Below are 21,262 nucleotides of genomic sequence, written 5' to 3' on the forward strand. Positions count from 1 at the left end.
TCGATCCTCTCCGTTATGATCTTTCAAGTGCCGCCCAGCAGGCGCGGCCCCAGCAGCATGAGCATGCGCACGTCTATGCCATAGCCTTCGGCCCGGCGCGCGGCGATGAACCCTTCGATCTCTGCCAGCGGTACGTGATGGACGGTGATGCCTTCGCCTTCCACCCCGCCGCCATCGGACACGCGCTCCAGATCGTGCGCGCGGAACAGCGTGAAGCTTTCCGAGACCATGCCCGGCGAGGAATGGAACTCGCCCACCGCCTCCATGCGGCCGGGGCGATAGCCGGTTTCCTCTTCCAGCTCGCGCGCAGCGGCGACGGCGGCGTCCTCGTCCGCGCTGTCGTCATGATCGCCGATCAGCCCCGCCGGCAATTCGATCGATGGCCTGCCCAGCGGCACGCGGAACTGTTCGACCAGGATCACCCGGTCCGCGCTGTCGATGGCCAGGATCACCGCGGCGCGGATGTTGCGCGTGCGGCTCACGTATTCCCAGCGTCCGCGCGTCTTGGCGACGATGAACCGCCCTTCCCAGCGCACCTGCTCGGGTTCGTCGCGATACTCGTCTTCCAGGCTCATACTTCGATCAACCGGTCCGGCAATTCATTCGCGTCATCATCGGCACGCGGCAGGTGCTGCGCAAGCACCGCGCCCACGCCTTCCACGGCGGCGATCATTCCGTCGGCCACGCGGCCCTGCCGGATTTCGGCCAGCAGCGCGTGCATGGCATCGCCCCATACCTCTGGCGCGACCCGCGCGGCGATGGCCTCGTCGGCGATGATCTCGGCCCGGTGCTCCGCCATCGACAGGTAGATGAGGATGCCGGTGCGCCCGGTGGTGCGGCTTTCGGCGCCGATGCGGAAGCAGGTCAACGCGCGGGCATGGACGCGCGCGCGCTTGATCGGCCGGGGCACCAGCCACAGCCGCAGCGGCTCCCAGGCCTGCAGCAGCAGCATGGCCAGGAACTTGACCACCGCCACGGTCAGCGCCACCCCCAGCACCGCGCGCGGGCTCCATTCGGTCGCCCACAGCCCCAGCGCGCGGTCGATCAGCGCGAGGTAGAAGTGCGGCGCGAACTCCAGCGCGGCCAGCGCCAGGAACGCCACCGCCGCCGCCCAGGCCAGCGCCACGTCGCGATAGGGATCGGACCGCGCGGTCACGATCGTCACGATCTCGCCCGCGCTGCGCAGCTCGGCGGCGGTGACCGCCTGCGCGATGCGCTGCCGGTCGCTGTCGGTCAAGTGCAAGGCCGCCATCCTACCAGTCCCCCGAAGCGCCGCCACCGCCGAAGCTGCCGCCACCGCCGGAAAAGCCGCCGCCACCGCCGCCGCCCCAGTCGCTGCCACCCCAGCTGCTTCCACCGCCACCGCTGCCCCAGCCGCCGCCGGGGAAGATCATCACGCCGGGGCTGCTGCCATAGCGCCGCCCGCCTCCCCGCATGGCGCGGATGAACGGCAGCACGAAGAACAGGAAGAAGATCACCAGGAACACCACAGTGCCGATGTCGAACCGCGGCGCGCCGCCCTTGCTGGCCCCTGCCTGCGCCTGTTCGGCCACCTTGCGCGCCTCGTCATCGGGCAGCTTGAGCTGCGCGATGAGCTGGTCCACCGCCGCGTCGATCCCGCCGGCATAATCGTTCTGCTTGAAGCGCGGCACGATCTCACGCTGGATGATCACCTGCGACAGCGCATCGGTGAGGATGCCTTCCAGACCATAGCCGACCTCGATCCGCACCCTGCGCTCCTTGGGTGCGACGATCAGCAGCGCCCCATCGTTGCGCTGCTTGTCGCCCAGCCCCCAGGCGCGGCCGAGCTGGTAGCCGTAGTCCTCGATCGGCATGCCCTGCAGGTCGGGAATCGTCGCCACGACAAGCTGGCGCTGCGACTGCTGCTCCAGCGCGGCCAGCTTGGCGTCGAGCGCGGCGACCTGCTGCGGGGTGAGCAGGTGCGCATCATCGACCACGCGGCCGGTCAGCGGCGGAAAGGTCTGCGCGAAAGCCGGGCCGGCGACGAACGCCAGCACGGCCATCAGCGCGATCAGGAAACGCCGCACGGCGCGGCGATCAGTTGAAGTTGACCTTGGGCGCCTCCTGCGCCCCCGGCGTGGTCGCCTCGAACGGTACCAGCGGCTTCGCGCCATAGATCATCTTGGCGCCGATCACTGCCGGGAACGTGCGGATCGTGGTGTTGTATTGGCGCACGGCCTCGTTGTAATCGCGCCGCGCCACGGAAATGCGGTTCTCGGTGCCTTCCAGCTGGCTTTGCAGCGCCAGGAAGTTCTCGTTGGACTTGAGATCGGGATAGGCTTCCACGTTCGCCATCAGGCGGCCCAGCCCCTGCGACAGCGCGCCCTGCGCCTGCTGGAACGCGGCCATCTTGGCGGGATCGGTCAGGTCGTCGGCGGAAACCTGCACGCTCGTGGCCTTGGCGCGCGCCTCGGTCACCTTGGTCAGCGTGTCCTGCTCCTGCTTGGCATAGCCCTTCACCGTCGCCACCAGGTTGGGGATCAGGTCGGCCCGGCGCTGGTACTGGTTCTGCACGTCGGCCCACTTGGCCTTGGCGTTTTCCTCGGCGGTGGGGATCGTATTGACGCCGCAGCCGGCCAGCGTCGCCGCGGCGGCGGCCACGAACGCGAAACGCGCCAGGGGGCGGGAAAGGCGGCGGAACAGGGAAGCGGCCATCGGTCGGAATACCCTTATGTCATCCTGCCGGGCGCGCGGCCCCGGCAGGGCCGCTCCGGCGTTGCTGCCCAGGAACATAGCGATAGCCGGTGACCGTTCAAGGGCAGGACCGGATCACGGCAACCTGCACCATTCTGGAGAGAGCCGCAGCACGTTTGCCGCTTGTCGCGCCCGGCGGCGGGTGGCAAGCAACCGGTAACAGGGCCGTCAGAACTACGGGGTAAGCTCATGGGCATGATGCAGGAATTCAAGACGTTCATCGCGCGCGGCAACGTGCTGGACCTGGCCGTTGGCGTGATCATCGGCGCGGCGTTCGGCAAGATCGTCACCTCGCTGACCGAAAACGTCATCATGCCGGCGGTCGGCTATTTCACCGGCGGCGCCGATTTCTCCAAGTATTTCATCCGCCTCGGACCGATTCCGGAAACCTACAAGGGCAAGCCGGACGATTACGCCGCGCTCAAGGAAGCGGGCGTGGCGATGATCGGCTATGGCGATTTCGTCACCCAGATCGTCAACTTCGTGATCCTGGCCTTCGTGATCTTCCTGATCGTGAAAGCCGCGAACAAGGCGTTTGCCAAGCCCGAGGAACCGGCCGCTCCGGCCGCGCCCGCGGGGCCGAGCGAAGTGGAACTGCTCGCCGAAATCCGCGATGCGCTGAAGAACCGGGTCTGACCGGTCTTTCTCCGCGCGCGGGCATCCGGGCACGGCAAGGGGCGCTTCGGCGCCCCTTTTCATTTGGCGGGCGATCCCTATATGGGGAGGTGCCGGCTTGCCGGCTATGGTGATAAACTGCGGCGTGCAATAGGCGCAGCGGACCCGGGGGCGGTACCCGGCGGCTCCACCACCTTTCCCGTCCGGCCTCCTTTGGCGGCAGGCGGGGCAGATGACGGGGCCGAACTAGGATCGACGTGTGTTGAAAAGCGCTGTTTTCGCCCGGGCTGAGTAACCCGTTCAAGGCTCAAAACCAACAAGTGCCAACGACAACGAAGCACTTGCTCTCGCGGCGTAATTCTAGGGGCTAACGCCCTGAAGTTACAAAGCCAGAACGCGGTTGGACCCACCGGTCAACAGAAGCGGATTCCAGCGGCTTGGGGGGTGCCGGGCAACAGAAACCCCCTACCGTCTGCCCTGCGACGGGCGCACGATGCCGGCCCTCCACTTCGTCATTGCGAGCACAGCGAAGCAATCCAGTGCCCCGCGCGCCACTCTGGATGGCCACGGGGCTTTGCCCCTCGCCATGACGAGAGGCCATGTCATCCGACTTTATGCGGAACCCGCACGCTCCAGCAGCGCCGCCTCGTCGCGCGCGGCGCGGCGGGCGATCAGCAGCATCAGCACCACGATCGGCACGGCCACCGCGTTGATGCTGAGCATCGAGGCGCGCAGGTTGCCGGTCGCGTCGGACAGCAGCCCGACCAGATAGGGGCCGATACCCATCCCCAGGATCGTCATCGCCAGCAGGTAGAGGCTCGCGGTCAGCCCGCGCATCCGCGGCAGCACCTGATCGTAGAGGATGGCGTAGAGCGGCGGCATCCAGCCGGTCAGCACCAGGCTGTAGAGCACGAACCGCCCATAGAACGTGCCGGCCGCCGGCGCGGTATAGACCCAGAACGACAGCAGCGGCGAAACCGCCATGGCGAACAGCGCCACGCCTGCGCGCCCGCCGCCCGGATAGCGGCGGTGGAGCCGGTCCGACAGCGGCCCCCACAGCAGCGGGCCAACGATGCCCATTCCGGCCGAAACCATGCCGAACTGCAACGCCGTCTCGCGCATCGACAGGCCATAGCTCTGGATCAGGAACGTGGGGTTGAACGCCATCATGCCATAGTTGATCGCCGACTGGAGCGTGCCGACCGCGATCGCCATGATCAGCGTGGGCGATCGCGTGATGACGCGGTGCGCCTGCGGATCGGACAGCCGCATCCCCTGCACCAGATTGACGATCACGAACACGCCGAAGCCGATCACGGTCCATTGCAGCGCGTGCGGGTTGATCGCCAGCCCGGCGATGACGAACGGCGGTCGTGGCGAAACCGCCATGCTCACCCGCGTCAGCACCACCATCAGCGCCACGATCGCCGCCAGCCCCGCCAGATTGCGCAGCACCGTGCCCCGATCGCCGCCGCGCCGGATCATGCCGATCCAGTGCAGGCCGGGCAGCACCGAACCCAGCAGTTCCAGGCTGGCCGCGAAAGGGCGCGGATCGGGCGCGGTCGGCAATCCGTCCATCACGCCGCGTTCCGGTTCGCGCAGGCGCAGCAGGAACAGCGCCAGCACGAAGCCGGGGGCCGAGGCGACAAGGAAGGCGAACTGCCAACCCTTCAGCCCGAACGGCGCCACCGTGCCGGCGTAGCGCTCGGTCCATGCCTGCGCCGCCACCCCGCCCAGCACCAGCGATCCGCCCAGCCCCAGCGCGATGGCCGAGGCCAGCACCGCCATCACGAAGCCCCGGCGCGGCTTGGGCCAGTAGTCATAGATCAGCGAGGTGCCGGCCGGCTGCGTCGCCGCCTCGCCGATGCCCACGCCCAGCCGCGACAGCGCCAGCGTGGCGAAACTGCCGGCCAGGCCACCAAGCGCGGTGGCGGCGGACCAGAAGGCGATGCTGATCCCCAGCAGGCGCGTGCGCACCCAGCCGTCCGCCAGCCGCCCCACCGGCAGCGAGAACAGCGCGTAGAACAGCGCGAAGACGGTGCCATAGAGCAGCCCCATCTCCGCATCGCCGATCGCCAGGTCCTTCTTGATGGCGGGCGCAAGGATCGCCAGGATCTGGCGGTCGAGCAGGCTCATCGCGTTGGTCAGCGCCACCAGCGCGAGCGCGTACCATCCGCCCTTGGCGACTGCGTTCACCGGCTCTCCCTTTCCGCCTGCGGCGCCCATGCGCCGGTTCAGATACCGAACCAGCGTTCGGCGTTCGTCTGGAAGAACTTCTTCTTGAGTTCGGGCGAGATGTCCATGGTGTCCATGGCGCGCACCTCGCGCGCCTCCACCTGATAGGGATAATCCATCGCGTACATCACGCGGTCCTCGCCCACCACCTGCTGCGCGAAGCGGATCGCCGGCTCCCACGCCATGCCGGAATTGGTGATGAGCACGTTCGAGCGCATGTATTCGGCGATGGTCTTGTTCAGCGGCTTCATCCGCTCGTAGCGCTTCGAGCGCACGCCGGCCTGGTGCATGAAGTCCAGCCGATAGAGCCAGTAGGGCAGCGCCTCGCCCATGTGGCCGACCATGATCTGCAGATCGGGGTAGCGGTCGAAGATGCCGATGGTGATCAGCCGCAGCAGATGCATCCCCGTTTCCACCCCGAAGCCGAAGATCGCCCCGTCCAGCCCGGATTCGAGCAGCGGATCGATCATCGAGTCCGGCGGCGTGGCGGGATGGATGTACAGCGGCTGGCCGGTATCGGCGAGCGCGCGGAAGATCGGGTCGAACTTGGGATCGTCGAGGTACTCGCCCTGGGTGTGGCTGTTGATCTGCACGCCCTTGAAGCCCAGTTCGCCCGCGCCGCGGCGGATTTCGGCGGCGGACCATTCCGGGTCCTGCGGCGCCACGGCGGTCAGGCCGATGAAGCGGTCGGGGTGCGCGGCGCAGCGTTCGGCCAGATAGTCGTTGGCGCGCGTGGCGATGCCCTTGGCCTCGGCCAGATCGAGCATCGGCTGCACGCCGGGCGAGGTCAGCGCGAGCACCGCCTTGTCGATACCATGGGAATCCATGTCGGCCAGCCGCCGCTCGCCCAGATCAAGCAGACGGTCCATGATCTGCGTGGCGCGTTCGGAGGGCGACTGGGCATAGAAGCCCCACAGCGAGACCATGCCTTTGTCGGCCGTGCCATCGCGCACCATGCGCAAATAGACGTCGACCTGTTCGCGCGTGGCGAAGGCTTCCTCGGTGGCGATGCGCAGATAGCCGCGGTCGCCGCCGGTCCGGAGGGGGTGGTCACTGGTCATGGGCTGTTCCTTTTCCGAAGCAGCCCGGCGACGGTCACCTGCGCAGCGACAGCGAAAGGCTGATAACGTGGTTCATGCGGTCCGGCTGGCGATAGCGGGCGATGTACTGCCCCATATAGCCGGGTTCGAGAGCGATTCCCCTGGCCACAGGCAGGGAGACGCCGGCAAAGGCGCGCACCTGGTCGAAGCCCGCGCGCTGGCCCCAGCCGGTGGTGTTGAAGCTGACGAAGGGTTCGAGCGTGGAGATGAGCGCCACGCCCCGGTCGCCCAGCGGCAGCGTGCCGCGCACCTGCTGGCGCAGCCGCCAGCCGGTGTGGCCGGTCCAGCCCTCGACGAAGCGCTGCTCCAGCCGCGTGCGCCCGGTCAGCGTCGGTCCCTTGCCGTCTCCGGCGATGCGGAACGTCAGTTGCTCGAACACGCGATGTTCGTCGGTCGGCGTGCCGCCAAGCGGATCGGTGGTGACGAAGGCATAGCCGATATAGGCCGCCGTGGTCTTGTCCAGATAGACGCCGATCGCCGGCCGGATCAGCACCTGCCCCTGGCGCGAGGCGCCGTCGGTCACGCGGTACTGGACGTCGAACGCCGAGGTCGCCCGGCCGCCCAGATCGACGGTGCCCTGCACCACGCCCCAGACCTGGTGATCGTTCTGCGCGGCACGGGCCGGCAGGGCGGTCAGCGCCAGAATCAGCACGGGCAAGGGCAGAAGCAGGGCACGGCAGGGCAATCGCGGCATGGCATTCTCGCTGAGCGAACCGGAAAACGGTCCGCTCAGCTAGGTCGCCCATGTTTCCCAAGGATTGCCCGGCCATGACGTTGCGCTGCCCGGTCAGCCTTCGTGGACCGCCTTGGTGACCATGCAGGCCATCACGCCTTCGGGGCCGTCCTCCGCGCCGTGGCCCGACCACTTGACCCCGCCGAACGGCGCATCCGCGCCGCCGATCATCGTGGTGTTGATACCCACCATGCCGCTTTCGATCTCGCGCGCCACGCGTTGCTGGCGCTTGCCGTCCTGCGTCCAGGCATAGGCGGCCAGGCCATAGGGCAGGCGGTTCGCCTCCTCGATCATGGCCTCCTCGCCCCGGAACGGGTTGAGCAGCGCCACCGGGCCGAAGGGCTCCTCGTTGAGGACCGCGGCGTCCAGCGGGATTTCGGACAGCACCGACGGCGCATAGAAGAACCCGGCATTGCCCACGCGCTCGCCCCCGGCGAGCAGCTTCGCGCCGCGCGCCGTGGCATCACCGATCAGGCGCTCCATCGCCTCGGGCCGGCGCGCGTTGGCCATCGGCCCCATCTGCACGCCGTCTTCCAGCCCGTTGCCGACGCGGATCGCCTTGACCCGCTCGACAAAGCCGTCGCGGAAGCGGTCGAACACGTTTTCCTCGACGATGAAGCGCGTGGGGCTGACGCAGACCTGCCCGGCGTTGCGGTATTTCGACGTCACCATGGTATCGAGCGCGCGGTCGATGTCGGCATCGCCGAACACCAGCACCGGACCGTGGCCGCCCAGCTCCATCGTCGTGCGGATGCAGTTGTCGGCGGCCAGCTTGCTCAGGTGCTTGCCGATCACGGTCGATCCGGTGAAGCTCAGCTTGCGGATCACCGGGCTGGCCAGCAGGTGCCGGCTGACCTCGTCGGGCACGCCGAACACCGCCTGCGCCACTTCCTTGGGCAAGCCGGCGTCGAGCAGGCATTGCAGCACGCCCAGCGCCGAGGCCGGCGTCTCTTCCGCCGCCTTGAGGATCACCGAGCAGCCCGCGGCGATCGGCGCGCCCAGCTTGCGGCCCGGATTGCCCAGCGGGAAGTTCCACGGCGCGAAGGCGGCGACCGGGCCGACCGGCTCGTGCGTGACGGTGGAGCGCATGCCCGCCGGGCGCACCAGCGTGCGGCCATAAATCCGGAACACCTCGCCCGCGTAGAAGTTGAACAGGCCCACGTTCATCATCACTTCGATGCGGGCCTCGGGAAGCGTCTTGCCCTCTTCCAGCGTGGCGATGCGGGCCAGGTCGTCCTGCCGCTCCAGCATCAGCCGCGCCGCGCCCTGCAGCACCGCCGCGCGCTGCTGCGGCGTGGAATCGCGCCAGATGCGGAACCCCTTGCGCGCGGTTTCCAGCGCGCGGTCGAGATCGGCCGGCTCGGCCAGCGGCAGTTCGCCGATGGTCTCGCCGGTCGCGGGATTGACGACCGCGTGCGTGCGGCGCCCGCCGCCGGCCACGCGCTCGCCATCGATCACCATGTGGAGGGCAGGATAGGCGGTCATGGGATCAGCCTTTCGCCTTTTCGCGGGCTTCATCGCCTTCCCAGCGCTGCGCCACGATTTCCTCGCCCGTCACCGGGTGGGGGAAGTGGAACGGCGTCAGCTTGTGGGTCGGCCACAGCCAGTGGCCCTCGATCAGTTCGTCCGGCCCGGTCGGGTCGGTGGGATAGGTTTCCTTGGGGAACGGCACGTATTCGGGCCGGGTGTTGGCCCAGCCGGTTTCGAAATCGGCGTGCCAGATCGGCATGTAGTTCAGGATGTGGATGCGCCAGGTGCCGTCCACCTTCTTGTAGGTGTTCTCGTAGATGCCGCCTTCCCACCATTGGCGGCTCTTGAGCCAGGGCTGGTCGCCTTCGAAGTCCTTGTGCCGCCCCGCCTGCATCATCGAGCGCGCGCGGGCCAGCGCGGTCACGCCGTCGGGCTGTACGTTGATGATGTCCTGCAACTGCGGGTGTTCGAGCAGGAATCCGTCGATCGGGCCGTTGTTGCCATAAGTGAAGCGCTTCTGGAACCGTTCGACATAGAGCCGGCGCACGCCTTCCTTGCCTTTCCAGATGCCGCCGAAGAAGCGCACTTCGCCATCGTCGGTGAACAGGTCGGCCGTCTCGTTGTACAGGCACTTGTCGATGAGATAGCCGTAAAGGTGCTGGAGCTTGCGGATATCAAGCTCGTCCTCACGCACGGTCAGGCGGCGACCAAGCTCGGCAACCTGCGCTTCAAGCGTGGCGATACGATCGGAATCGGACATCTGGAAACTCTCCCGGATTGTACGTGTTGCAAACAAACTGCGGCAACTTCATTGAACTGTCAACGACCTTCCGCTTCCAGCCGCGCCACTTCGGCGCGATAGGGGCGGATGGCCAGCACCATGCACAGCGTGGCGATCGGCAGCAGCGTGCCGGCGGTGATGACCAGCGCCTTCCACAGGTCCGCCTCCACCCCCACGATCCGCTGCGCGACCACGCCGACCACGAAGCTGCCGAGCGCGCCGAAGAAGGTGAACATGAACAGGTAGATCGCGGTCACCTGCCCGCGCATCTCGTTGGGGGCGATGCGCTGGATCGCCGCGTTCTGCGGCACCGCGCCGGCCAGGCCGAACACCCCGCTCAGCGCAAACACCGCCAGCGCCATCTCGCCCGTGGGCATCAGCGGCGCGGTGATCGAGCAGATCGTGACGAGCGCGAACAGGATCGCCGCGCAGCGCACGTTGGCATCGACGTGGCGCTTGGCCATCCATTCCACGAACACCCCGCCCAGAAACACGCCGGCCAGCTGCGAGACGAGCAGCATCGGCGCCATGACCAAGCCGATGCGCCCCTCGTCCCAGCCATAGGTGCGGATCATGAATGGCACGCGCCAGAACATCAGGCCGAACGTTTCGATCGCGCTCAGCGCCAGGCCGCCGAACAGCGGGTAATAGACCCGCCCGCGCGCATGGATCGCCTTGGCCGCGTCCAGCCCGGTAAAAGCGAGCACGCGCCGGCCCAGCCCCTGCCGCTCCGGCACCGGCACGCGCCCTTCCGCCGGCGCACGGACGAGGCGCGGCGGTTCCTTGACCAGCAGCAGCAGGCCGGCCGCCAGCAGCCCCAGCACCGCCTGGCCCACGAGGATCAGCTGCCAGCTATGGACCCGCAGCCCCAGCACGTGCGCCTCGCTCCAGCCCGCCAGCGCGACGATCAGCTTGCCGCCGGCCAGCACGCCCGCGGTCGTCCCGCCGATGAAGCCCAGTTGCAGCAGCGCGAAGGCGCGGGTGATCTTCTTCGGCGGGAAATAGTCCGCGATCATCGAATAGGCCGCCGGCGCGTGCGCCGAACCGCCCGCGCCCAGGAACATGCGGCTGCCGATGAACTGGCCGAACCCCTGCGCGATGCCGCCCAGCCCCATGATCACGCCGGTCGCCGCCATGCCGCCGGCCAGCACCAGCTTGCGCGGATAGATGTCCGCCAGCCGGGCCAGCGGGATGCCCACGAACACGAAGAAGATCACACTGGCGGGGCCGCCCAGAAAGCCCAGCTGTTCGTCGGTCAGCCCGAAATCGATCTTGATCCGCTGCGCCAGCATGCCGAACACGGTCTGGTCGAAAAAGTTCAGGAACGTCGCCGCGATGATCGCGAACAGCGCGAAATAGGCCGATGCGGTTGACGGCCAGCGCCGCTCGGCGCCCCCTCCTTCCGCCTTGCTTTCAGATACTTCCGGCGCACCGGTCATCGCCGGGGATGCTGCTCCCGCCATCTGCTCTCCTCTCCCGGCCAGTCGATTCTCCGACCTGTTTTTCGCACCGGACAATTGTTAGTCTTGCATACAATCTCGCGCTGGTGAATAGAAAAGACGATAACGAATGGTCGCATGGCCCCGGCACCCGGCTCCGCCTCTGAAACGGACCGTGGCAACCGGGCGGGCGGCGCAGCATGGAGAGAGGCAAGGATGCAGAATCTTCCCGGCAAGACGGCTTTCATCACGGGCGGGGCCAGCGGCATCGGCCTCGGCATCGCCAAGGCGCTGCTCGGCGCGGGGATGAACGTGACCATCGCCGACATCCGCCAGGATCACCTCGATTCGGCCGTCGCCGAACTGGACGGGGGCGACCGCGTGCTGGCGGTGAAGCTCGACGTGACCGATCGCGCGGCCTTCGCCGCCGCGGCCGACGCCGCCGAAGCGAAGTTCGGCAAGGTCCACATCCTGTGCAACAACGCCGGCGTCGCGGTGGTCGGCCCCACCGACCTCGCCACCTTCGCCGACTGGGACTGGGTGATGAACGTCAACCTGGGCGGCACGATCAACGGCGTGGTCACGATCCTCCCGCGCATCCTGGCGCATGGCGAAGGCGGGCACATCGTCAACACCGCCTCGATGTCGGCGCTGGTGCCGGTGGGCGGAACCACGATCTATTCGACGGGCAAGGCCGCCGTCACCGCGATGATGGAATGCATGCGCCCCGAACTGGAGCCGCGCGGCGTGATCTGTTCGGCCTTCTGCCCCGGCGCGGTCCAGTCCAACATCGCCGACGCCGGCAAGACGCGCCCCGCCGACCTGTCCGACACCGGCTATGCCGAGGCGGACAAGCGCCGCGCGGCCGGCGGCAACTTCATGCACCTCTACCAGACCAAGGAAGAGGTGGGCGAACGCGTGCTGCGCGGCATTCTCAACGACGAGCTCTACATCCTCACCCACAGCGAGTTCCTGGCCGGCGTGCGCGAACGCGGCGAAGCGACCACGGCGGCGGTGCAGACCCACTTGCCGGAAAATCCGGAATACAAGGAAACCTTCGCCATGCTGTTCCGCAACCCGGCAATCACCGCCGAGATCGAACGGCAGAACCGGCTGCGCGCCGGCGCCTGACCATAAACCCCTCCCGCGGGCGGGAGGGGTTTGGGGTGGGCAATCCCACGCACATCACATTTCAGGGAGAGGCCCACCCCCGGCCCCTCCCGCAAACCGGAGGGGAGACATATGAAGGATTTCGCAGGCCGCACCGCCTTCGTCACCGGCGGCGCCAACGGCGTCGGCATCGGCCTCGTGCGCCAGCTGCTCAACGAAGGCTGCAAGGTCGCCATTGCCGACATCCGCCAGGATTCGATCGACAAGGCCCTCGCCGCGCTGGACAACCGCGAGGTCATGGGCGTGCAGCTCGACGTCGCCAGCCGCGAAGGCTTCCGCGAGGCGGCCGACCGCGTCGAGGCGGAAATGGGGCCGGTCTCGATCCTGTGCAACAACGCCGGCGTGAACCTGTTCCAGCCGATCGAGGAAAGCTCGTTCGACGATTGGGACTGGCTGCTGGGCGTGAACCTGCACGGCGTGATCAACGGCGTGATGACCTTCGTGCCGCGCATGGTCGAAAGAGTGAAGGCGGGCGAGCAGAAGGGCGGCCACGTCGTCAACACCGCCTCGATGGCCGCGTTCCTCGCGGCGGGCACGCCGGGCATCTACAACACCACCAAGTTCGCGGTGCGCGGCCTGTCGGAATCGCTGCACTATTCGCTGCTGCAATACGGGATCGGCGTGTCGGTGCTCTGCCCCGGCCTGGTGAAGAGCTACATCTACGCCAGCGACGATATCCGCCCCGATGCGCTGAAAGGCCAGATGAAGGCGGTGGACAAGGCGGCGGTCGATCGCCTTGCCGGGGTCCACGAATTCGGCATGGAGCCCGACGTGATCGGCGCGCGGGTGATCGACGCGATGCGCCACAACCGCCTGCACATCTTCTCGCACCCCGATCACAAGGACGAGATGCGCACCATCTTCGACGAGATCATCGCCGAATATCAGGACTATCCGAAGGACCCCGGCTTCGACCAGCGCGTGGCCTTCGAGAAGTTCCGCCACGATGCCTTCGCCGAAGCCCGGCGCAAATCGCGCACGGCGGATTTCTGAGGGGAGGAAACAACTCTCGCGCCAACGTCATTGCGAGCGCCAAGCGAAGCAATCCAGAGTCCCGCGCGCGGCTCCGGATTGCCAGGGGGCTCCGCCCCTCGCAATGACCGCGGTACAGCGTTATCGCGTGGTCACACGCGCCGGGCCCCGTCCCCGCCCGGTGGACGAGGACGTAGTCCGTCATCGCCTCAGATGCCGTGCTTGCGGTTGTACTCGTGAATCCACTCGAGCGTCTTCACCAGACCGCCGAACGGATAGAAGTGCAGGCGCACCCGGCCGTGTTCCGGCCCCAGCCCCTGGGCGAAGGCGTTCACCAGCTTGTCCGGCCCGGCCGAGCCGAGCAGGTTGGTGACCGAGATGCCGTACTTCTTGAGGACAGACGTGGACGCGCCCACGCCGCAGCGCGCGGCAAACGCGAGCAGGCGCTTGATCCCCGCAGGCCCCGGCACGCCGATGCGCACCGGCGCGTCGATGCCGCGCGCGCGCAGCTCCTTCAGCCAGGCGAGGAACGCATCGGGATCGAAGCCGAACTGGGTGACGATCAGCGGGGCCATGCCGCGCCGCTCGATTTCCGCCACCTTCTTTTCCAGCACGGCCCAGCATTCGGCCACGGTCATGTTGGGGTGGCCTTCGGGATGCCCGCCAACGCCGATCGCCTTGATCCCGGCGCGCTCGAACGCGCCCGTCGCGATCAGCGCGGAGGTATCGAAATAGGGGCCTTGCGGCTCGGGCGGGTCGCCGGCGACGATGAAGCAGCGCTCCACCCCGGCCTGTTCGACCACGGCCTTGAGATAGCCTTCGAAATCGTCTTCCGACAGGATGCGGCGGGCCGAGAAGTGCGGCATCGGCTCGAAGCCCAGCTCGCGCACCGCCACGGTCGCGGCGACGCGGGCGGCCACGTCCTCGCCCGGCAGGAAGGTAACGGCGATCGGCGTATCGGCGGGGATGAGCGGGGCGGCGTCGCGCAGCGAGGCCTCGTCCTTTGCGGTCATCTCCAGGCTGAAGCCGTCGGTGATCCCGTCGGGCGCCTTGTCCCAGTTGGGATGAATCAGGGGTGTTGCCATAGCGGGATCCTCTTTTGGTGGAAGGCCATCCGCCCGGCCGCCTTTGCGGCGATCCGGGCGGGGCCAGTCTTCATTGCATCAGCGGGCGGTACGCCAGCCTTCCGCGTAGTTTTCGCGCGCCACACGGCTGTAGGGCACCGGCGAGACGATCGCGCGGACCTCGATCTGCTTGTGCGGTTCGACGGTGGTCTTGCGGGTGCCGCCGTTCTCTTCGCCCCACACCACGCGCAGTTCGGTGCCGACCGGGATTTCCGGATCGATCGTGGCGAGCGAAAGCGCCTGCTTCTCGTTGTACGAATAGCCCGTGAACATCGAGAAACCGACGGTCTTGCCGCCCGCATCGACCACGCGGTCGTAGTTCGACGAGGCATAGTTGGCGAGCGGGGTGTCGAAGAACTTGTACTGTTCGCCATCGGGGTTGAACAGCGAGGCCACGATCTTGGTCATGTCCTCGGGGTTCCAGGCCAGCGTCACCTTCTTGCGCTGGTCCGCCGGGTTCAGCGCTTCCAGCGCCTCGCGGCCGTGGAACTCATGGTCGAACTTGACGAAGTTGCCGTACCCCAGTTCCCACGGGTTGAGGTAGTAGTCCTCGATGTTGTCCGACACGAACGAACCGCCGATCGAACCGGTCGCTTCGTAGCTGTCGGCGCCCAGCCATTCGCGGAAACCCTTGAGCTTTTCGCCGGTGTAGATGGCGGGCAGCGGCGAGGGGATCCAGCCGGATTCGAGCGTGTTCGACGGGTAGGCGCGGCTGCCGCAGGCGATCAGGCCGAATTCCTTGCCGGCTTCGAGGATCGCGGCGCGGATTTCTTCCTGCTCGGCATAGGGACCCCAGATTTCCAGGCCCGGCGCGCCCGACATGCCGTGGCGCAGCGTGCGCACGGTCTTGCCGGCGATGTTCATCGTGCTCATGTTGAAGAACTTGAGCTGTTCCAGCGGGCCGCCGTGCAGCTTTTCGATCACCGCCCAGGCGTTCGGACCCTGGATCTGGAAGCGCCATTCCTTGCGGGTGACGGGCTTGCCCATCGGGCGCATCGGCGAACGGTCGTCCAGCTCGATTTCGCAGTCATAGCCGCCGGTCGCCGCGTGATAGCGCAGCCAGTTCGAAGCCGGTGCGCGGCCGACATAGGTGAACGATTCCTCTTCTTCCCAGAAGATGATGCCGTCGCCGATGACATGGCCATAGGGCGTGGTCGGCACGTACTGCTTGGCCTTGTTGACCGTCCAGCCCTTGGGGCTGTTGATCATGGTGTCGGACAGCAGCTTCAGCGCGTCCTTGCCACGGATATAGAGGTTCACCATGTGGTGCGACTGGTCGAACAGCACCGCGCTGTGCTGCCAGGCCCACTGTTCCGAACGCCAGTTCGAAAACTCCGGTGCGACCACCGGATAAACGTAGGCGCCGAGCTGCGAATTGCGCAGCATTTCGACGATGTTGCCGCCCGCGTTGAGGACTTCTTCCAGATTCTTGGCTGCCATGCCTTCTCTCCCGACAAAAAATGGCTGGTTGAAAATTTGTATGCAACACATACAATATCAAACGAGATTCGCAATCGGAAATCGTGCGCCCTATGAGGCCCACGCAGACGGGAGAGACTTTTGATGAGTGCACCGCTGATTTTGACGCTTTCGTGCGAGGACAAGCCGGGCATAGTCGCCCGCGTCACCGGCAACCTGTTCGAATCGGGCGCCAACATTCTCGAAGCGCAGCAGTTCGACGATACCGAATCGGGCCGCTTCTTCATGCGCGTGGTGTTCGATCCCGGCGAAGCGGGCGCCGACGCGCTCCGTTCCGCCTTCGCGCCCGTGGCGCAGCAGTTCGCCATGGACTGGACCATGCGCGATACCGCGGCCAAGCGCCGCACCATCCTGATGGTGTCGAAGTTCGATCACTGCCTGGGCGATCTGCTCTACCGCACGCGGCTGGGCGAGCTGCCGATGGACGTGGTGGCGATCATCGGCAACCACCCCAAGGAAGCGCTGAACATCTCGCTGATCGGCGACGTGCCCTATCACCACCTGCCGATCACGCGCGATACCAAGCCGCAGCAGGAAGCCGAAGTGAAGCGCATCGTCAACGAAACGGGTGCCGAATTCGTGGTGCTGGCGCGCTACATGCAGATCCTCTCGGACGATCTGGCGCGGTTCCTATCGGGCCGCTGCATCAACATCCACCATTCGTTCCTGCCCAGCTTCAAGGGCGCCAAGCCCTATCACCAGGCGCACGCGCGCGGCGTGAAGATGATCGGCGCCACCGGGCATTACGTAACGGCGGATCTCGACGAAGGCCCGATCATCCACCAGGACGTGGAAACGGTCAGCCATGCCGACACGCCCGAGGATCTCGTGCGCAAGGGCCGCGACATCGAACGCCGCGTGCTGGCCGAAGCGGTGCGCCTGCACCTGGAGGACCGCGCACTGCTGAACGGCAACAAGACCGTGGTGTTCAAGGGCTGATACGGTTGCCGGGCGGCGGCACCAGCCCGCCGCCCGGGGCCGCCTCCGGTCCTGTTTGCGAGAGGAGAAGGCCATGCGCGTCAACGCGCTCGATCACGTCAACATCATCACCGACCGGCTCGACGAAACCGCCGAATTCTACCGTTCCCTGCTGGGCCTGGAACGGCGCGACGCGCCCGCCCCGCTGACGCCGCGGAACGCGCAGTGGATGTACGATCACGCCGGCCGGGCGATCATCCACATCAATTCGGAAGACTGCCCCCGCACGTTCGACCGCACCGTGCGCCCCGGCGAACTGACCGGCGCGATCCACCACGTCGCGCTCAACTGCACCGGCTATGACGAGATGCTCGGCCGGATCGAGGCGCGCGGCATGGCCTATCAGGTCAATACCGTCGCCGCGATCGGCCTGCGCCAGATCTTCACCGCCGATCCCAACAACGTGTTGCTGGAACTCAATTTCTTCGGCGATTGAACCCCGCCTGCCGCGCGGAGCCGCTCGTCTCAAGCCGGAAGGCTGGCTTCCAGCGCATCGGCCAGCTCGACCGGGCGCGACAGATAGGGGCTATGGTCCGCATCCAGCGTCACCACCCGCGCGCCCGGCGAAAACTGCTGCATCTTGCGCTGGCTGTCGATCGGGATCGTGCGGTCCTGCGTGCATTCCACATAGGTGCGCGGCAGGCTGCCCCACCGTTCCGGCGTTAACGCCAGCTTTTCCGAACGCGGCCCGTGCGGCTCGGCGATCAGGCGCGGCAGCACCGCCGCCACCAGATCGGGCGGGGAAACCTGCGCGAAGACCGCGCCCGCCGCCGCCGGATCGACCACCGTGCCCACGCCGCCGTGGACCGGGCTGATGATCGCGTCGAACGCGGGGTTGGGGCCTTCCAGCTTCTTGAACTCGGCGCGCGAGAGGCCGTCAGGCAGCATCATCGCGCAGATATAGACCAGCGCGTCCATCGCCTGCGGATCGCGCTCCGCCGCCGTGCTGACCACCAGCCCGCCCCGGCTGTGCCCGGCCAGCACCACCGGCCCGCCGGTTTCGGCGCGCAGCCGGCGGCAGTGCTCCAGCGCGAAATCCGCCCAGCCTGCGAGCGTCACCGCCGCCAGTTCCTCCGCCGTGCCGCCCATGCCGGGCAGCGTCGGCGCCAGCACCGCATGGCCCCGCGCGCGCAGGATCTCGGCGACCGGATCGAAGCACCAGCCGCCGTGCCAGGACCCATGAATCAGGACAAAACCGGCCATGTCGTTCCCATTTCTCCCTTTCGCCGCGCCTTAGCGGACATGCCCGGTCCAGGTGCGCAGCCCCGGCGCGGTGCGGTCCTCGCCGCGCAGCGCTTCGGCCACGCCGGGGCGCGCGGTCATCCGCTCGCGCCAGTCGACCAGGCGCGGCGCGCGCTTGGCGATCTCCAGTTCGGGGAACATGCGCTCCACCATCATGCCGCAATGGGCGAAGAAATTGATGTCGGCCAGGGTGTAGGCATCGCCCGCCAGCCACGGCGTTTCGCCCAGCTGCTTTTCGACCTTGTCGACCGCGTATTCGATCTTGGCCGTGGCGTTGGCCAGATCGGCCTCGGAAAAGCCCGATCGCGCCGTGGCCCATTTCTTGCGCTGGTCGGGCAGCGGAATGTTCTCCAGCAGCTTCTCGAACTCCCCGTTCTCGATATTGCGCGCAATCACGCCGATCATGCGGTGCCAGCCGTGCATCGAGACGAAGTTCATCACGTGCTCGTCGATGAACTTGTTCCAGTAGCGCATCCGCGCCGCGCCCAGCGGATCGCGCGGGCGCAACGGGCCGGAATCGGGCTGCGCATCGGGGAAGGCGTCCTCCAGGTATTCGTTGATGACGGTGGTGTGGGTGATCACCGTGCCATCGTGATCGAGTACCGGCACCTGCCCTTCGGGATTGATCGCCACGAACCACGGCTGATGCTGTTCGAACTTGTGCAGATCGACATAGACGCTTTCGTAGGCGAGGCCCTTTTCCTTCAGCGGAATCATCGACTTGAGCGAGTTCGCCACCGGCTCGGCGTGGTAGTATTTCAGGGCCATCGACTTTCTCCCGTGGGCGCGTTCAGACGCGCATCGTTCCCAGCATCCCGCCATCCACCGCCCAGGCCTGCCCGGTGACGTGGCTCGCCGCGTCCGACAGCAGGAACGCGGCGACCTCGGCCAGTTCCGCCGCCGTGCCGGTGCGTCCCTGCGGCACCGCGCGCGCCATCTGCGCGGCGGCTTCGGGCGGAAGCCCTTCCAGCATCGGCGTATCGATCAGGCCGGGGATGATGCAGTTGCAGCGCACGCCGAACGCGGCCGCCTCGATGGCGACGGCACGCGACAGGCCCAGCACCGCGTGCTTGCTGGCGACATAGCCCACGTTCATCGGAAAGCCGCGCTCGCTGGCCAGGCTGCCCGTCACCAGGATCGCGCCCGCGCCGCGCTGCTTCATCGCCGGCAGCACATGCTGGATCGCCCAGAGCACGCCCTTGAGGTTCACCGCCATCACCGCGTCGAAGGCATCGTCGGGATAGTCCTCCACCGGCGCGAAGGTGCCGCCGATCCCGGCGTTGAGGAACAGCCCGTCGATCGACCCGTTCGCCGCGACGGCGGCGTCGAGCGCGCCCTTGAGCGCAGCCTTGTCGGCCACGTCGGCGGCGGCGAAGGCCGCGCGGGCGCCCGTTTCGGCGCGCAGGGCGGCCACCGCCTGCTCCAGCAGGTCGGCGCGGCGCGCGATCAGCGTCACCGCCGCGCCGGCCTGCGCGCAGCGCGTGGCGCTGGCGCGGCCGATCCCGGTCGATGCCCCGGTGATCACGACATGCCGACCCGCAAGATCGGTCATCGCGCGGATTCCGCGATAAACGCGGCCCAGACTTCCGCCTCGGGCCGGTCGCTGCCGTCGGGCGACCACTGGCGTTCCATGATCGCGCGCGCTTCCGGCTCGGGCATGCCGCGATGGTCGCGATTCAGCCGGTAGAGGAACGCCGAAACGCGCCAGTTCATGATGCAGTGGACGTGGACCGGGCGCGGGCCTTCCTCCACCGCCTTGCGAAAGGCGGCGAAGTGATCCTCGCCCGGCGCGTCGAACGGCACCGGGATGTGGGTATAGGCGATGCCCTGCCCGGTCAGCTTGGCGCCTTCGTCCGCCAGCGCCTCGGGATGGGTTTCCAGCGCGAGGTTGACGACGTGGCGCACGCCCAGCGCCGCCAGCCGCGCCACGTCCTTGTCCTCGATCCGGCCGGAGGTGGTGATCTCCGCGTCGAGCCGCTGCCAGGCGCGGATGTCTTCGGGATCGCCAGCCATGGCCCCCTCCGTCAGGCCAGCCCGAGCACGCGGGTGGCGTTGTCCTTCATGATGCCGGGCAGCACGTCTTCCTTGAAGCCGACCTTGAGGGCCGCCTCGATCCACTTCTGCGGATGAATCAGCGGAAAATCGCTGCCGAACAGCATCTTCTTGCGCAGCTGCGTGTTGGCGTACTGGATGATCTGCGGCGCGAAATACTTGGGCGACCAGCCCGACAGGTCGATGAACACGTTGTCCTTGTGCAGTGCCATCGACAGGCTTTCGTCCACCCACGGCCAGCTCGGATGGGCCAGGATGATCTTCATGTCGGGGAAATCGACCGCCACGTCGTCGACCAGCATCGGCTGGCCGTACTTCAGCCGCACCCCGCCGCCGCCGCGCATCCCCGTGCCCATGCCGGAATGGCCGGTGTGGAAGATCGCGGGCAGCTTGTATTCGTTGATGACCTCGTAGATCGCATAGCCGACCTGCTCGGCCGGGTGGATGTTCTGCATGATGTGGTGGAACTTGAAGCCCCGCACGCCGTGGTTCTCGATCAGGTCCCGCGCCTCGCGCGCGCCCAGCTTGCCCTTGTGCGGATCGATCGAGGCGAAGGGGATGCAGATGTCGTCATGCTTCGCGGCGAATTCGGCGATCTCGTAGTTCGACAGGCGCTTCGCACCGATGCCGCTCTCGCAATCGACCGTGAACAGGCAGAAGGCGATCTGCTGTTCGCGGTAGATCTCGACGATCTCGGGCATCTTGGGCCGTTCGCGCGGCGCCTTGAAATAGGCCGAGGCGGCATCGAAGAACTTGCCCATGATCGGGTCTTCGGGATCGTGGCACGAAACCTCGGCATGGACGTGGACGTCGATCGCCTTGATCTTGGTTAGGTCGATGGGCATTTTCCAGACTTTCCAAAAAGATGCCCGTCATCCCGGCGAAAGCCGGGATCTCAGGCCGTTGCAGGGCAAGCGCCGGGTGGATCGGCCCAGCCTCACGAGATCCCGGCTTTCGCCGGGATGACGGTGACACCTACAACCGGTGAGTCACCGTCTTGGTCTCGCGATAGGCACCGATGTTCTGGCGATCACGTCATTCCTCGCGAATTTCTTCTCCATGAAAAATTCTGATCCGTGAAAATCCAGCTGGTAAGCGAGGCATACGAATTTTGCCAGCGCAAACCACCATTATGCAGGGAAGCGAACGATCGGCCG

Annotated in this window: 22 protein-coding genes and 1 other RNA gene; 6 read left to right on the top strand and 17 right to left on the bottom strand. The window is 67.0% G+C overall.

What is annotated here, in order from left to right; translation table 11 throughout:
- Positions 1 to 23: 23 nt before the first annotated feature.
- Genes FA702_RS09145 through FA702_RS09160 form a run of 4 tightly spaced genes read right to left on the bottom strand, consistent with a single transcriptional unit; the run spans position 24 to position 2,676 of the window.
- Complete coding sequence (locus FA702_RS09145) at positions 24 to 575, bottom strand: NUDIX hydrolase (RefSeq protein WP_136955894.1); 552 nt, start codon at positions 573 to 575, stop codon at positions 24 to 26.
- Positions 572 to 1,252, bottom strand: a complete 681-nt coding sequence (locus tag FA702_RS09150; protein ID WP_136955895.1) for a TPM domain-containing protein — start codon at positions 1,250 to 1,252, stop codon at positions 572 to 574. Before FA702_RS09150 ends, FA702_RS09145 begins: the two co-directional genes overlap by 4 nt.
- A 1-nt stretch (position 1,253) precedes the next feature.
- Positions 1,254 to 2,048 (bottom strand): YgcG family protein, encoded by a 795-nt coding sequence (locus FA702_RS09155; RefSeq protein ID WP_370385456.1) that lies wholly within the window; start codon positions 2,046 to 2,048, stop codon positions 1,254 to 1,256.
- Between the two features lie 10 nt (positions 2,049 to 2,058).
- The gene (locus FA702_RS09160) at positions 2,059 to 2,676 is read right to left on the bottom strand and encodes a LemA family protein (protein WP_136955897.1); all 618 of its coding nucleotides are present in this window, start codon (positions 2,674 to 2,676) and stop codon (positions 2,059 to 2,061) included.
- A 228-nt stretch (positions 2,677 to 2,904) separates the two neighbouring features.
- Between FA702_RS09160 and mscL the strand changes: the two genes are divergently transcribed.
- Positions 2,905 to 3,351, top strand: a complete 447-nt coding sequence (mscL, locus tag FA702_RS09165; RefSeq protein ID WP_136955898.1) for a large conductance mechanosensitive channel protein MscL — start codon at positions 2,905 to 2,907, stop codon at positions 3,349 to 3,351.
- 52 nt (positions 3,352 to 3,403) lie between these two features.
- Positions 3,404 to 3,800, top strand: a transfer-messenger RNA (tmRNA) gene (gene ssrA, locus FA702_RS09170).
- Positions 3,801 to 3,942: 142 nt separating this feature from the next.
- Here ssrA and FA702_RS09175 read toward each other — a convergent pair.
- The 6 genes from FA702_RS09175 to FA702_RS09200 form a co-directional block, all read right to left on the bottom strand.
- A complete protein-coding gene (locus tag FA702_RS09175) occupies positions 3,943 to 5,526 on the bottom strand; it encodes an MFS transporter (protein WP_255504507.1) in 1,584 nt (527 codons plus the stop codon).
- Positions 5,527 to 5,564: 38 nt separating this feature from the next.
- A complete protein-coding gene (locus FA702_RS09180; RefSeq protein WP_136955900.1) occupies positions 5,565 to 6,626 on the bottom strand; it encodes an amidohydrolase family protein in 1,062 nt (353 codons plus the stop codon).
- 34 nt (positions 6,627 to 6,660) lie between these two features.
- Complete coding sequence (locus tag FA702_RS09185; protein WP_136955901.1) at positions 6,661 to 7,359, bottom strand: DUF2490 domain-containing protein; 699 nt, start codon at positions 7,357 to 7,359, stop codon at positions 6,661 to 6,663.
- A gap of 93 nt (positions 7,360 to 7,452) precedes the next feature.
- Positions 7,453 to 8,883, bottom strand: a complete 1,431-nt coding sequence (locus FA702_RS09190; RefSeq protein ID WP_136955902.1) for an NAD-dependent succinate-semialdehyde dehydrogenase — start codon at positions 8,881 to 8,883, stop codon at positions 7,453 to 7,455.
- 4 nt (positions 8,884 to 8,887) lie between these two features.
- Complete coding sequence (locus tag FA702_RS09195) at positions 8,888 to 9,628, bottom strand: nuclear transport factor 2 family protein (RefSeq protein WP_136955903.1); 741 nt, start codon at positions 9,626 to 9,628, stop codon at positions 8,888 to 8,890.
- Between the two features lie 59 nt (positions 9,629 to 9,687).
- Complete coding sequence (locus FA702_RS09200; RefSeq protein ID WP_136955904.1) at positions 9,688 to 11,112, bottom strand: MFS transporter; 1,425 nt, start codon at positions 11,110 to 11,112, stop codon at positions 9,688 to 9,690.
- Positions 11,113 to 11,304: 192 nt separating this feature from the next.
- On the opposite strand from FA702_RS09200, the gene FA702_RS09205 reads away from it, so the two are divergent.
- On the top strand, positions 11,305 to 12,219 hold the full coding sequence (locus FA702_RS09205) for an SDR family NAD(P)-dependent oxidoreductase (protein WP_136955905.1): 915 nt from the start codon (positions 11,305 to 11,307) through the stop codon (positions 12,217 to 12,219).
- Between the two features lie 111 nt (positions 12,220 to 12,330).
- Positions 12,331 to 13,251 (top strand): SDR family NAD(P)-dependent oxidoreductase, encoded by a 921-nt coding sequence (locus FA702_RS09210; protein WP_136955906.1) that lies wholly within the window; start codon positions 12,331 to 12,333, stop codon positions 13,249 to 13,251.
- A gap of 188 nt (positions 13,252 to 13,439) precedes the next feature.
- Here the strand turns inward: FA702_RS09210 and FA702_RS09215 are convergent, their stop codons facing one another.
- On the bottom strand, positions 13,440 to 14,315 hold the full coding sequence (locus FA702_RS09215) for a methylenetetrahydrofolate reductase (RefSeq protein ID WP_124810201.1): 876 nt from the start codon (positions 14,313 to 14,315) through the stop codon (positions 13,440 to 13,442).
- 78 nt (positions 14,316 to 14,393) lie between these two features.
- A complete protein-coding gene (locus FA702_RS09220) occupies positions 14,394 to 15,794 on the bottom strand; it encodes an aminomethyltransferase family protein (RefSeq protein ID WP_136955907.1) in 1,401 nt (466 codons plus the stop codon).
- Positions 15,795 to 15,917: 123 nt separating this feature from the next.
- On the opposite strand from FA702_RS09220, the gene purU reads away from it, so the two are divergent.
- Both purU and FA702_RS09230 read left to right on the top strand, forming a co-directional pair.
- Entirely contained in the window at positions 15,918 to 16,772 is an 855-nt protein-coding gene (gene purU, locus FA702_RS09225; protein WP_124810203.1) for a formyltetrahydrofolate deformylase, read from the top strand.
- Positions 16,773 to 16,845: 73 nt separating this feature from the next.
- On the top strand, positions 16,846 to 17,247 hold the full coding sequence (locus tag FA702_RS09230; RefSeq protein ID WP_136955908.1) for a VOC family protein: 402 nt from the start codon (positions 16,846 to 16,848) through the stop codon (positions 17,245 to 17,247).
- A 29-nt stretch (positions 17,248 to 17,276) separates the two neighbouring features.
- Here FA702_RS09230 and FA702_RS09235 read toward each other — a convergent pair whose 3' ends face one another.
- Genes FA702_RS09235 through FA702_RS09255 form a run of 5 tightly spaced genes read right to left on the bottom strand, consistent with a single transcriptional unit; the run spans position 17,277 to position 20,950 of the window.
- Positions 17,277 to 18,014 (bottom strand): alpha/beta fold hydrolase, encoded by a 738-nt coding sequence (locus FA702_RS09235; RefSeq protein ID WP_136955909.1) that lies wholly within the window; start codon positions 18,012 to 18,014, stop codon positions 17,277 to 17,279.
- 30 nt (positions 18,015 to 18,044) lie between these two features.
- Entirely contained in the window at positions 18,045 to 18,821 is a 777-nt protein-coding gene (locus tag FA702_RS09240; RefSeq protein WP_136955910.1) for a glutathione S-transferase family protein, read from the bottom strand.
- Positions 18,822 to 18,843: 22 nt separating this feature from the next.
- Complete coding sequence (locus FA702_RS09245; protein ID WP_136955911.1) at positions 18,844 to 19,605, bottom strand: SDR family NAD(P)-dependent oxidoreductase; 762 nt, start codon at positions 19,603 to 19,605, stop codon at positions 18,844 to 18,846.
- Complete coding sequence (locus FA702_RS09250) at positions 19,602 to 20,066, bottom strand: beta-lactamase hydrolase domain-containing protein (protein ID WP_136955912.1); 465 nt, start codon at positions 20,064 to 20,066, stop codon at positions 19,602 to 19,604. The genes FA702_RS09245 and FA702_RS09250 overlap by 4 nt, the downstream gene beginning before the upstream one ends.
- Before the next feature lie 11 nt (positions 20,067 to 20,077).
- The gene (locus FA702_RS09255) at positions 20,078 to 20,950 is read right to left on the bottom strand and encodes an amidohydrolase family protein (RefSeq protein WP_136955913.1); all 873 of its coding nucleotides are present in this window, start codon (positions 20,948 to 20,950) and stop codon (positions 20,078 to 20,080) included.
- Positions 20,951 to 21,262: the final 312 nt, after the last annotated feature.

The sequence above is a fragment of the Novosphingobium sp. EMRT-2 genome, from assembly GCF_005145025.1.
Classification (GTDB): Bacteria; Pseudomonadota; Alphaproteobacteria; order Sphingomonadales; family Sphingomonadaceae; genus Novosphingobium.